Source organism: Flavobacterium sp. TAB 87 (genome assembly GCF_001529295.1).
GTDB lineage: Bacteria > Bacteroidota > Bacteroidia > Flavobacteriales > Flavobacteriaceae > Flavobacterium.
This window is the reverse complement of the sequence record NZ_LLWK01000033.1, coordinates 179,998-193,173: the sequence shown is the minus strand read 5'-3', so window position 1 is coordinate 193,173 and position 13,176 is coordinate 179,998. Positions and strand designations below refer to the sequence as shown.

13 protein-coding genes and 1 tRNA gene are annotated in these 13,176 nt (G+C 34.8%); 12 read left to right on the top strand and 2 right to left on the bottom strand.

Annotation, left to right across the window (positions count from 1 at the left end):
* Positions 1 to 25: 25 nt before the first annotated feature.
* From nhaC to AP058_RS05530, 12 genes are all read left to right on the top strand, one after another.
* Entirely contained in the window at positions 26 to 1,495 is a 1,470-nt protein-coding gene (gene nhaC, locus AP058_RS05585) for a Na+/H+ antiporter NhaC (protein ID WP_066307636.1), read from the top strand.
* A 152-nt stretch (positions 1,496 to 1,647) separates the two neighbouring features.
* The gene (locus AP058_RS05580) at positions 1,648 to 2,286 is read left to right on the top strand and encodes a peroxiredoxin (RefSeq protein WP_066307634.1); all 639 of its coding nucleotides are present in this window, start codon (positions 1,648 to 1,650) and stop codon (positions 2,284 to 2,286) included.
* Positions 2,287 to 2,406: 120 nt separating this feature from the next.
* Positions 2,407 to 2,715 (top strand): co-chaperone YbbN, encoded by a 309-nt coding sequence (locus AP058_RS05575; protein WP_066307632.1) that lies wholly within the window; start codon positions 2,407 to 2,409, stop codon positions 2,713 to 2,715.
* Positions 2,716 to 2,825: 110 nt separating this feature from the next.
* On the top strand, positions 2,826 to 3,083 hold the full coding sequence (locus AP058_RS05570) for a hypothetical protein (RefSeq protein WP_066307630.1): 258 nt from the start codon (positions 2,826 to 2,828) through the stop codon (positions 3,081 to 3,083).
* A 168-nt stretch (positions 3,084 to 3,251) separates the two neighbouring features.
* Positions 3,252 to 3,749, top strand: coding sequence for a thiol peroxidase (gene tpx, locus AP058_RS05565; RefSeq protein ID WP_066307626.1), 498 nt, complete (start codon positions 3,252 to 3,254; stop codon positions 3,747 to 3,749).
* 11 nt (positions 3,750 to 3,760) lie between these two features.
* Positions 3,761 to 4,135 carry a diacylglycerol kinase gene (locus AP058_RS05560; protein WP_066307625.1) on the top strand — a complete coding sequence of 125 codons (375 nt, stop codon included), beginning with the start codon at positions 3,761 to 3,763 and terminating at the stop codon, positions 4,133 to 4,135.
* Between the two features lie 15 nt (positions 4,136 to 4,150).
* Entirely contained in the window at positions 4,151 to 6,589 is a 2,439-nt protein-coding gene (locus tag AP058_RS05555) for a DNA translocase FtsK (protein WP_066307624.1), read from the top strand.
* Entirely contained in the window at positions 6,576 to 7,298 is a 723-nt protein-coding gene (locus AP058_RS05550) for an outer membrane lipoprotein carrier protein LolA (protein ID WP_369815132.1), read from the top strand. Before AP058_RS05555 ends, AP058_RS05550 begins: the two co-directional genes overlap by 14 nt.
* Positions 7,299 to 7,306: 8 nt before the next feature.
* Positions 7,307 to 8,761, top strand: a complete 1,455-nt coding sequence (locus AP058_RS05545; RefSeq protein ID WP_066307622.1) for an LptF/LptG family permease — start codon at positions 7,307 to 7,309, stop codon at positions 8,759 to 8,761.
* Between the two features lie 2 nt (positions 8,762 to 8,763).
* Entirely contained in the window at positions 8,764 to 9,903 is a 1,140-nt protein-coding gene (gene ribB / locus AP058_RS05540) for a 3,4-dihydroxy-2-butanone-4-phosphate synthase (protein WP_066307619.1), read from the top strand.
* A 1-nt stretch (position 9,904) separates the two neighbouring features.
* On the top strand, positions 9,905 to 10,294 hold the full coding sequence (locus AP058_RS05535; protein ID WP_066307617.1) for an acyl-CoA thioesterase: 390 nt from the start codon (positions 9,905 to 9,907) through the stop codon (positions 10,292 to 10,294).
* Between the two features lie 159 nt (positions 10,295 to 10,453).
* Positions 10,454 to 10,541 (top strand) — tRNA-Ser (locus AP058_RS05530).
* 357 nt (positions 10,542 to 10,898) lie between these two features.
* Here AP058_RS05530 and AP058_RS05525 read toward each other — a convergent pair.
* Positions 10,899 to 12,059: a metal ABC transporter permease gene (locus AP058_RS05525; RefSeq protein ID WP_066307615.1), complete on the bottom strand. Its 1,161-nt coding sequence runs from the start codon at positions 12,057 to 12,059 to the stop codon at positions 10,899 to 10,901.
* Positions 12,052 to 13,176: a metal ABC transporter permease gene (locus AP058_RS05520; RefSeq protein WP_066307611.1), complete on the bottom strand. Its 1,125-nt coding sequence runs from the start codon at positions 13,174 to 13,176 to the stop codon at positions 12,052 to 12,054. Before AP058_RS05520 ends, AP058_RS05525 begins: the two co-directional genes overlap by 8 nt.

Below are 13,176 nucleotides of genomic sequence, written 5' to 3'. Positions count from 1 at the left end.
TGCAGACTGAAAAAAATAGTATTAGATGTCAATAAAAATTATTAAAAATAAAGAGCTTTCTATTTGGGAGGCTTTACTTCCTGTTGTTATTTTGGTTACAATGCTCGCGATTAACGTATATGTGTATGGCGATGATGCGTTGGGAGGTAGCAACCAGTTTGTTCTTTTATTGGGTGGAGCAGTTGCTGCAATTGTTGGTTTTTGTAACAAGGTTCCATTTGCTCGAATGCTCGAAGAAATTAATGAAAATATTAAATCTACGACTGGAGCAATTTTAATTTTATTAATGGTTGGTGCTTTGGCTGGAACTTGGTTAGTGAGTGGAATTATTCCTTCGATGATTTATTATGGGTTGCAAATATTAAGCCCAAGTATTTTTTTGCCGGCAACTTTAATTATTTGTTCTATTATTTCTATAGCCACAGGTAGTTCATGGACTACAAGTGCTACCGTCGGAATTGCATTAATTGGAGTAGGAGGAGCACTAGGATTTGATTTAGGAATGGTTGCAGGAGCTGTAATTTCGGGAGCGTATTTTGGAGATAAATTATCACCGATGTCCGATACTACAAATTTGGCGCCTGCTATGGCTGGTACCGATTTGTTTACGCACATACGATATATGACCATAACCACGATACCGACGTACATTATAACCTTACTGTTATTTATTATAATGGGTTTAATGGTGGAAACCAATGGAAACGTTGATATTGGGACCTTATTAATTGACATAGAACAATCTTTTACGGTTTCTGCCTGGCTCTTTGTTGTGCCCGTTATTGTTATTGGTTTAATTATAAAAAAGACAGAGCCTTTAATCGCTCTATTTGTGGGGACAATATTAGCAGCAGTCTTTGCTCTAATTTTTCAACCTCAAGTTTTAAATCAAATAGCAGGAGTAGATCGAATGACGGCAGAGTCTGCTTATCGAGGAATTCTAGATGCAATTACAACGGATGTAGTTATTCCGACCGAAAATAAAACGTTAACTGATTTATTTACTTCGGGAGGAATGCAAAAAATGTTAGGTACCATTTGGTTGATACTTTGTGCCATGGTATTTGGAGGAATTATGGATGCCATTGGAGCTTTATCAAGAATTAGCTCTTCTTTATTGAAGATGGCACACAGTACTTTCGGTTTATTTGCCTCGACAGTAGGTAGTTGTTTGGCCTTAAATATTACGGCATCCGATCAATACTTAGCGATTGTGGTTCCTGGTAAAATGTTTGCAAAAGCATATCATAAAAAAGGATTAGCACCCGAGAATTTAAGTAGAACACTAGAGGATTCTGGAACGGTAACTTCAGTTTTAATTCCGTGGAATACTTGTGGTGCATATCATGCAGGAACACTTGGTGTGTCAACGCTAGATTATTTGCCGTATGCGTTCTTTAACATTATAAGTCCAATTGTAACTTTGATTGTGGCCGCTTTTAATATTAAAATTAGACAGTTGATAAGTACTCCAAATGGAGGTGTGGACATTTAAGTTTAAGAATAGTACACTCAAGGAACTAAAAGCATCCCCGATAGTTAAAAACTATTACTTAATAAATATTAATAATCAAACACAATACTGTTAAACGTTTTTTAAGTCTTATTTTTGCAGTAACAAAATTAATAACATTTAAAACAAACAATATGTCTTTAGTAGGTAAAAAATTTCCAAGTATTGCAGTTGACGCCATTTCTGAAATGGGTGATAATTTAAAAATTAACATCTTCGAAGAAGCAGTAAACAATAACAAAAAAGTGCTTTTGTTTTGGTACCCAAAAGATTTTACTTTTGTTTGCCCAACAGAATTGCACGCTTTTCAAGCAGCTTTACCTGAATTTAATAAAAGAAATACAATTGTAATTGGTGCATCTTGCGATACCAATGAAGTGCACTTTGCATGGTTAAATACTCCAAAAAACAACGGTGGAATCGAAGGAGTAACATACCCAATTTTAGCAGATACTAACAGAAATTTATCTAACATTTTAGGAATTTTAGATATTGATTCTACAGAATACAGCGAAGAAACAGATTCAGTTATTGTTGAAGGTTCAAACGTTACTTTTAGAGCAACATACTTAATTGATGAAACAGGTAAAATCTTCCACGAAAGTGTGAACGATATGCCTCTTGGTCGTAACGTAAACGAATATTTACGTATGGTTGATGCGTACACACACATTCAAGAAAAGGGAGAAGTTTGTCCTGCAAACTGGGAAGCTGGTAAAGAAGCAATGAGTGCTGATAGAAACAGTACTGCTGAATACTTAAGCGCAAACTAATTTTATAGAGTAACAAAGGTTCAAAGGTTAAAAGCAGTAAATAATTTTTTGCTGCGCAGGCAAAGTTTAATAATTTTGTCACTTTGAACCTTTGCAACTTTTAACTTTAAAAATAACAAAATGTTAATAGAATTAAACGAAGATACTTTAGCTGATTTAGTCGCTAAAGACCAAAAAGTAGTAGTGCAATTTTCGGCTTCTTGGTGCGGAAACTGCCGCATTATGAAACCAAAGTTCAAAAAATTAGCTGCAGAAAACGAAGCAATTACTTTTGTTTTAGTAGATGCCGAAAATTCTCCAGAATCTAGAAAATTGGCTAATGTGTCAAACTTACCAACATTCGCAACTTTCGTAGATGGAAAATTGGTTAACGAAACACAAACAAACAAGCAAGAAGTTTTAATTGATTTGGTAAAGGAAATTGCTTAATTATTTTTAATTAAGTTATTTACAGCTGTTGATTTTTGATGTATTATAAATTTCAACTGTTTTTATTCAATTCGAAAATCGTTATTCAAATATTTTAAATCAAAAATCAAATGAAATTACCAGTAATAAAACAGCTTACTCAATTTATTGAGGAAAATGATCAAGATTACATCATAGAAACTATTGAAGTTTTGGAAGCAATGACTGAAATTCCATCTCTTAAAGATGAAGAGTTAGATGTTATTGGAGAATTAATTTCAAATATGTACGGCGCGTTAGAAGTGCATAAAATGACAAAAGATGGAGTGGATAAAAAAGAAGCTTTGAACGCGTTTATGAAACGTGTAATGGGTTCAATTGATAAATAATCAATTTCTTTTTTAATATTATATAGAAAAAACGCAGACTAATAGGCTTGCGTTTTTTTGTTTTTATAAGAACCGTGATACTTACAAAAAGCACCAAAATCTTATACTTTAGGATCCATCCTTATAAATAAATTTCATACTTTTGAGGTTCATAAAAAAAAACAAATTATGGCTTCAGTAACATTAGGCGGAAACGCAATACATACTTCTGGTGACTTACCAAAAGTAGGATCTCAATTGGCTGATTTTAAATTAGTACAAAACGATTTAGCAGTAGCTTCACTAAGCTCATTTGCCGGAAAAAAATTAGTTTTAAATATATTTCCAAGTGTTGATACAGGAACTTGTGCAGCATCAGTCCGTAAATTTAACGAGCAAGCAAGTGGTTTAGAGAACACAACAGTTTTATGCATTTCAAGAGATTTACCATTTGCTCAAAAACGTTTTTGTGCAGCTGAAGGATTAGAAAATGTAATAAACTTATCTGATTTTAAAGACGGTGCATTTGGAAAAGCAAATGGATTGGAAATTCTAGACGGACCTTTGGCTGGTTTGCATTCAAGAGTAATTATAGTTGCAGATGCTAACGGAACAATTACGCACACGGAGCAAGTTTCGGAAATTGCAGACGAACCGAATTATGAAGCAGCGCTAGCGGCACTTTAATACTTCATTAAGTGGAATTTCAAAAAGACAATACTTTTGTAAAAGGAAGACTGAAGAGCGTAACTTACGCTTATAAAGGAATGTTTAAACTCCTTCGTACCGAGCACAGTATTATGGTGCAGTTTTCTATCGGAATTATTTTGACAATAATTGGATTTGTCATGGATATTTCACAAACTGAATTTTTGTTTCAAACCATGGCTATCGGTATGGTGCTTAGCATCGAAGGATTGAATACTGCTATTGAAAAAATGGCCGATTTTATTCACCCCGATTACCATGAACGAATTGGATTTATCAAAGACATTGCGGCGGGTGCAGTGTTTTTTGCAGCTTTAACCGCAATTGCAATCGGTTTAATTATTTACATTCCAAAATTTATATAGCATCCCTTAAAAAGAATGGCAAAATCTACAAAAAAAGTAACTGCAGACAAAAAAGATAAACCAAAAACAGAAACGAAAAGACCATGGAAATTGAGTAAACAAAACAAAATGGTTTTGGGTGTTCTTTTGGTGTTGTTTTCAGTTGCCTTAGCTGTCGCTCTTGTCTCCTTTTTTATAACAGGACAAACAGATCAAAGTGCTGTCGCTGCTTTAGGCGACAGAACTGAGACTGTTACAAACTGGTTGGGTAAATTTGGTGCGTATGCAGCCGATTTATTTATTTATAGAGGCTTCGGATTGGCGTCGTTTATGTTTGTGCGTTTGTTTTTCTTAACAGGATTGTTTTTGTTCCTGGATTTTCCATTGAAGAAATTAAAAAATAGTTGGTTCTGGGATTTGTTTGCAATTATTATCATCTCCATTTTGTTTGGTTTTTTTGCAACTTCAGCGCCAGAATTAGGAGGAACTATTGGGTATGAAATGAATTTGTTTTTACAAGATTATATCGGAAAAACAGGAACTTTATTAGTATTGCTTTTCGGATTAGTGGTGTATTTAATATTTAAAATTAAAATTTCTCCCGAAAAAATTCAGTCGTTTTTTGATTCTAGTAAGAGAGTGTTAAGAACGACAGATTCAGTAGCGGATAACGCTGGAGACGCCTATAATTTGGAAGAATTTGCGATTGGTGAGCAGGAAGAAGTAGAGGATACCATTCATATCAAATCAGATAAATCTAAATTCGAAATTAATAAAGAAGCGCTAAAGCCCACGATTGCACATTCATCAGAAATTAACAGAGAACCGGGTAAGCCAGTAGAAATGGAAATTAAGCCTGTTTCGAAACCAGCTGTTATTCCGGTAGAAGAAAATTTTGTAATACAACAAGCGGCAGAAGAAGATATTGTAGAGGAAAATTTAGCTTCGCGTTTGGTTGCTGATTTTGGTTTATTTGATCCAACATTAGATTTGTCTAATTATAAATATCCAACAATTGATTTATTAAAAGAATATTCGACTGGTGGAATTACGATCAATCAAGAAGAATTAGAAGAAAATAAAAACAGAATTGTTGATACACTTCGCAATTATAAAATTGAAATTGCTCAGATCAAAGCAACTGTTGGACCTTCGGTTACTTTGTATGAAATTGTGCCTGAGGCTGGTATTCGTATTTCTAAAATTAAAAGTTTAGAAGATGATATTGCACTTTCACTTTCGGCACTAGGCATTCGTATTATTGCGCCAATTCCAGGAAAAGGAACTATTGGTATCGAAGTACCAAATAAGAATCCAACTATGGTTTCGATGAAGAGCGTGATTGGTTCGGCTAAATTTCAAGAAGCTGAAATGGAACTGCCTATTGCGTTAGGAAAGACAATTTCTAACGAAACGTTTGTTGTCGATTTAGCCAAAATGCCACACTTATTAATGGCAGGAGCCACGGGGCAAGGAAAATCAGTTGGTTTAAATGCTGTTTTAACTTCTCTACTCTACAAAAAACATCCAGCAGAAGTAAAATTTGTGTTGGTCGATCCTAAAAAAGTAGAATTGACTTTATTTAATAAAATCGAAAGACATTATTTAGCCAAACTTCCTGATACCGAAGATGCAATTATTACTGATAATGCAAAAGTGGTAGCTACTTTAAATTCGCTTTGTGTAGAGATGGATAATCGCTACTCGCTACTTAAGGATGCAATGGTTCGTAATATTAAAGAGTACAATGATAAGTTTAAAGCACGAAAATTAAATCCAGAAAATGGACATCGTTTTTTACCTTATATCATTTTGGTTGTAGATGAGTTTGCCGATTTAATAATGACTGCTGGTAAAGAAGTTGAGGTTCCTATCGCTCGTTTAGCCCAGTTGGCGCGTGCTATTGGTATTCACTTAATTATTGCTACGCAGCGTCCATCAGTAAATGTAATTACTGGTTTAATTAAAGCGAATTTCCCTGCTCGTATTGCCTTCAGAGTAACCTCAAAAATAGATTCCCGCACGATTTTAGACACACAAGGTGCAGACCAATTGATTGGTCGAGGAGATTTATTGTACAGTAATGGAAACGATGTAGTTCGTGTCCAGTGTGCATTTGTTGATACGCCTGAGGTAGAAAGAATAACTAATTTTATTGGCGCTCAAAAGGCGTATGCTACGGCATATTTGCTTCCAGAGTTTGTTGGAGAAGATAGTGGCATTAATCTTGATGTAGATATTTCTGATAGAGATACCTTATTTAGGGAAGCCGCCGAAATTATTGTAAATGCACAACAAGGTTCTGCTTCGTTGTTGCAACGAAAACTAAAGTTAGGCTACAATCGTGCTGGTCGTTTAATCGATCAACTGGAAGCTGCAGGAATTGTAGGTCCGTTTGAAGGAAGTAAAGCACGAGGCGTTAATATTCCAGATATGGTTGCTCTTGATCAATTTTTTAATAATGAACAAAATTAAATTATCAATCATGAAAGCAATTCAGCAAGAAATGAATCTTAAAACTACTTTTTTTACACCAGCAATTCGTATAACTCTTATTACGCTATTGACGTTATTATTAGTTAGTTTTTCGGCAAATGCTCAAGATAAAAATGCTAAAAACTGGTTGGATCAAGTAACCGCCAAAGTAAAAAGTTATAACAACATTGCCATCGATTTTAAGTACTCTTTAAATAATGCCAAAGAAAACATTAACCAAGATAGTAAGGGAAATGTTATTATGAAAGGCAATGAATATGTTTTGAATTTTATGGGTGTGACCAAAATTTTTGATGGTCAAAAAACGTATACAATAGTTCCTGAAGACGAAGAAATCACCATCGCTAAAGTAGATGAGAAAGATGATAGCGCAATTACACCTTCAAAAATGTTGACGTTTTTTAATTCGGGCTACAAATACAAAATGGACATTGTTCAAAATGTAAAAGGGCGTAAAATACAATATATCAAATTAACACCTACTAATGCTAAAGATGCTCGTAAAGAAATTCTTTTAGGAATTGACAGCCAGACCAAACACATCTATAATTTGATTGAAATGGGTAAAAATGGAACAAAAACTACTTTAACCGTTAATTCTTTTAAAACCAACCAACCTTTATCAAAAAATCAATTTACCTTTGCACAAAGTAAATATCCAAATTACTACATCAATAAACTAGATTAATTGCAAGGTTGAAAATCTTAGACAAATACTTATTAAAAACATTCTTGATTACATTTGCTACGGTATTTGTAATCTTGTTTTTTATATTCATACTTCAAACTGTTTGGCTTTTTATAGCCGAGCTAGCAGGTAAGGATTTAGATTTCTTTTTAGTTATCAAATTCTTACTGTTTTCAATGCCTCGAATCATTCCTTTGGTATTGCCTCTTTCTGTGCTTTTAGCTTCCATTATGACGTTCGGATCTTTGTCTGAAAATTACGAGTTTGCAGCTATGAAATCTTCTGGAATTTCACTGCAAAGAGCCATGCGCAGTTTAATTGTTTTTATCTCTATTTTGTCTGTGGTTGCTTTCTTTTTTGCCAATAATGTGATTCCTTTTGCGGAGTATAAATTTATTAATTTCCGAAAAAACATTGCCCAATCTAAACCAGCTATGGCTATTGCCGAAGGCCAGTTTAGTGATATTGGTGATTATAATATTAAGGTAAATAAAAAGTCGGGAGCGAACGGGAATATATTAACTGGAATCACGATTCATAAAAAGTCGAATACTGGTAACGGCGCTCGCACGGTAATTAAAGCGAAAGATGGCGAATTAATTAGTAGCGAGAAATCAAGCATTTTAAAGATGGTTTTAAATGACGGCTACTATTATGAAGATGTTATTCCGAAAAAATACGAAGATCGAGCCAAAATGCCTTTCATCAAAAGTTATTACAAAAAACAAATTGTAAACATTGATCTTTCTGAACTTACGAATATTGATCTAAACGACTCCAGTGTAACGAACACCAACAGCATGTTGAATGTTAACGAACTGCGGTATACACTAGATTCTTTAAATAAAAATTTAGATAATGATATTATTTCTTTTTCAGAAAACATAAATCAGCGCGTTGGACTAAATCAAAGAACTCTCAAAGGGAACGAGAAGGAAAAGATAAAAGCTTTGCCTAATGATATTATGTCGGTTTTTGATGCTACTGAAAAAGCAACTATTTATAAAATGGCAGACAGCAATCTTAGTAGTACACTGTTTTCGATTGAAGCATCCAAAAATGAATTAAAAAATAAAGAACGAAACATCAGTAAGCATTTAATGGCGTTGTACGAGAAATTTGTAATTGCTTATGCCTGCTTTTTAATGTTTTTTATTGGCGCTCCCTTGGGTGCGATCATACGTAAAGGAGGTATTGGTTTACCGATAGTATTTGCGATTCTTATCTTTATAACCTTTCACTTTATAAATACATTTGGGAAGCGATTGTCGCAAGAAGGCGGAATGACGTCGTTTATGGGTGCTTGGATGTCGTCGTTTATCTTAACTCCCTTGGCAATATTACTCACTTATAGAGCAACAAATGATATCGGATTAATTAATTTTGATTCTTTATTTGCTCCCATTCAAAAACTAATTCAAAAACTGACTCAAAAGTTTTTACCCAATACAAACAAAAATTAGCCATGGCTACAACTACACACAACATACAACTCAATACTATTGAGGAAGCAATTGAAGACATTAGACAAGGAAAAATTATTATTGTCGTTGACGATGAAGATCGCGAAAATGAAGGAGACTTCTTAGCAGCTGCCGAAAAAGTAACGCCGGAAATGATCAACTTTATGGCAACGCATGGTCGTGGACTAATATGTACACCGCTTACTGAAAGCCGTTGTCGTGAATTGGATTTGAAACCAATGGTAACCAATAATACCGATCACATGGAAACTGCTTTTACTGTTTCTGTTGATTTAAAAGGAAGAGGTGTTACCACAGGAATTTCAGCATCTGATCGTGCGATAACAGTTAAAGCTTTAGTAGATGCTGATACAAAGCCACACGATTTGGCTCGTCCTGGACATATATTTCCATTAGTAGCAAAACAAGGTGGAGTTTTAAGAAGAACAGGACATACTGAGGCTGCTATTGACTTTGCTAGACTTGCAGGGTTTAAGTCTGCGGGTGTAATTTGTGAGATTCTAAATGAAGATGGAACAATGGCGCGCTTGCCGCAGTTGGTTGAAGTGGCTAAGAAATTTGATTTGAAGTTGGTTTCTATCGAAGATCTAGTAGCGTACAGAATGCAACATGATAGTTTGATTGTTAAAAAAGAAGATTTTGACATTGAGACTCGTTTTGGAATCTTCCGTATGCGCGCGTACGAGCAAACAACAAACAAGCAAATACATATTGCGCTTACAAAAGGGACTTGGAGTTTAGGAGAATCTATTTTGACTCGTATCAATTCGTCGCAAGTAAATAATGATTTATTAGGTACATTAACTAATAACGCCGACCAGCAGTTGGATGATATGTTTAGAGTAATTAATGAAAATGGTAGAGGAGCCGTTATTTTTGTGAATCAGGATATGTCTGCAGTAAATTTATTGAACCGTATTTCTGAATTGAAAGAATTACAAGCTAACGGAACTATGAAAGCTCCAAAAGTTGTGATTGATACTAAAGATTATGGAATTGGTGCGCAAATATTGCATGACATTGATATCTCAAAGATTCGTTTAGTTTCTAATACAGAACAAACCAAACGAGTTGGAATGATTGGCTACGGTCTTGAAATTACTGATTATGTAAGCTATTAATATGGGAACATTAGAAGAACGAATTGCAAAATCGGAAACGCATATATTCAAGGCTGTTTTTCCAAGTACGACCAACCATTACGATACGTTATTTGGAGGAACAGCGTTACAACTAATGGATGAAGTATCTTTTATTTGTGCGACTCGTTTTAGCCGAAAAAAAATGGTGACTATTTCAACGGGACAAATCGATTTTAAAAAAGCGATTCCAGCCGGAACATTAATAGAATTAGTAGCAAGAATAATAAATGTAGGGAATACTAGTTGTAAAATACATGTAGATATTTTTATGGAACAAATGTATTCGGAGCAGCGCGAAATTGTTGTTTCAGGAACTTTTTCCTTTGTTGCGGTGGATGAAGATAAAAAACCGGTCAAGATTTTAGATTAATTTCTGACACAAATACTTTTTGGCTTTTACATAAATACTGATTATGAAGTAGTTGAAAATTACTTTAAAAAAAACAATAAAAAAGCGCTAAAAAAGTTTTTATAACCGAAAAAGCTCATTATATTTGCACTCGCAATCAGCAACTGATAGCAATAGACTGGAGAAATGGCAGAGCGGTCGAATGCGGCAGTCTTGAAAACTGTTGACTGTAACAGGTCCGGGGGTTCGAATCCCTCTTTCTCCGCCAGTCGAAGTTTCAAAAGAAACTTTAAATATAAAAATCCTTTAAATACTAGTATTTAAAGGATTTTTTCCTTTTAGGCAGTAGTCAAGTTACACTTACTTTAGCAATGTAAAGTATACCGATAGATGTACCTATAAAATTTGACCTTTTTTATTGAATGAGTACACTGGTTATAAGGGATTACATTGTAATTAATCTTCAATCTGGAATTTGAATTATGAAGTATAGGTTTCTACTTTTTACTAAAGTATCTATGATTGCGGAATGTTTTACTTACAATGATTGCCAAAATAAAGCATAGCTCGCATACAATGGAAGTATGCTACTTATATTTAGACTTATAATCTAAGGTTAGATCTCTTACCCTCTAAACAAAAAGAAATCATCTTTCATGTCTTCGATCAAAGAATCTTCGTTGGTTATAATGTAATTAATCGCTTTCGTTGTAAATTCATTGCCTTTTTCTGTTAATGAAACTATATCATTGTCAATCGTTACTAAATTATTTTTCAATCCTAAGTTTAAGACCGCTTTACTTCGTACTTTTTGCCAATTGATGTGTTCGTTTAAATGATTGACATGTCTTTCTTCTATTTCATTGTGGTTTTTAAGATGCAGAATGAAAGTGATTAAAGAAACTTCTATCCGTTGTTGTTTTTCACGATATAATACTGCTATTAAGCCTTTGCTTGGCGCAAATAAGTATACCAGTAAGAATACTATTCCAAGCATGGTTGCAATACTTCCGGCAATCGAAGCATCTAGATAATTAGCAGACCAATAGCCAGCGATCGCGCTAAAAACTCCAAAGAAACAAGCCAATGTAATCATTTTTGTTAAGTTCGTAGTAAGCAGATAAGCAGAGGCCGCAGGAGCAATCATTAAGGCGACAACCAAAATAGCACCCACCGCATCAAAAGCACCCACAGTTGTAATGGAAGCTATACTCATTAATCCATAATGTAATATAACTGGCGAAAAACCTAGCGAAGTCGCAAGTCCTGCATCAAAAGTGCTCATTTTAAGTTCTTTGTAGAAAGCAAATAAAAGTGTTAGCGTTACTACTAAAATACTGCCAATTACCCACATTGATTTGGGACCTAAATCGATGTCGTTATAGTACAGTCGGTCAAAAGGTGTAAATGCGAGTTCACCTAAAAGAACAGCGTCGATGTCGAGATGTACGTCATTTGCATACTTGGCAATCATAATTACGCCAATACTAAATAGTGCAGGAAAGACTAAACCTATAGCTGTGTCTTCTTTAACTAGTTTTGTTTGCTGGATTTTTTCCACTAAAATAACAGTAAGAACTCCCGTCATTGCAGCTAATAAAATTAATAAAGGCGAATTTAAATCTTGAGTAATAAAAAAGCCAATAACGATTCCTGGTAAAATCGAGTGGCTGATCGCATCACTAATCATTGCCATCTTTCGAAGTACTAAAAAGGTACCCGGAATTGCGCCGGCAATCGCCACTAAACTGGCTATAAGTTGTATTTCTAATTGTGCGTTAGTCATCCTTCAGGTTTTGATTGTACATATTTTTAGCAGCTTCAACACCTTCGGCTGTCAAGCTCCACATATTGCCTTGCAAAATCACATACTTTTTATTGACCAAATCTCTAAGTCCTTTGCGACTGTAGCCTTGAAAATCATTCAAAATTTTAATCGCGTGTGGATGTGAAATATCTTCATGATTTTCGACGATGTGGTACATAAAAGTAAGCGTCTTCTGAAATTCTAAATCGTTTCGGTTTTGAATCAGTCTAATTTGTCGAAATAAAAGTCCTCGCTTTGGCGAGAAAATAAAGGAGAATAATACAAATACTGACGCCACTAAAACAATTACTGGTCCCGTTGATAAATTATTCTGAGTGGAGCTAATCGCAGTTCCGAAAACTCCAGCACTTGCGCCCAAAATTGCCGCAAGAAAAACCACTGTACTCAAACTATTAGTCCATTGACGTGCTGCTGCAGCGGGAGCTAAAAGCATTGCGCTCATTAATACGACACCAACGGTTTGTAGTCCTAAAACAATAGCAAGAACAATAAAAGTTGTGATCAGTATATCGATCAGTTTGGTGTTAAAGCCTAAAGTTTGTGCGTAATCTTTGTCAAAAAGTAAGATTTTAAATTCCTTCCAAAAGAGTAGGAGCACAATTAAGCACAGCCCTGTAACAATGCTCATCAACCAAACATCGCTTTCCACCAAAGTTGCCGCTTGTCCAAATAAATATTTATCTAACCCAGCTTGATTGGCATTGGGCTGTTTTTGTATAAATGTTAACAGTAGCATTCCGAAACCAAAGAATACAGAAAGTATTAATCCTAATGCTGTGTCTGATTTTAAATGCGTTTTTGTGGTAATTCCACGAATCCAGAACGTTCCAAGAAGTCCACTAATTAAAGCGCCGATTAATAATACATTGGTATCTTTTGACCCAGTTATTAAGAATGCCAATGCAATTCCGGGCAAAGCAGCGTGCGAAATGGCGTCTCCTAATAAACTTTGCTTCCGTAGTACGGCAAAACTACCTAGCATTCCTGTTACACCACCTAAAATGGCGGTTCCAAGCGTTATGGTCCGAAGGGTATAATCGTTAAAAACGAGTTTTATGTATTCAAGTATATCCAT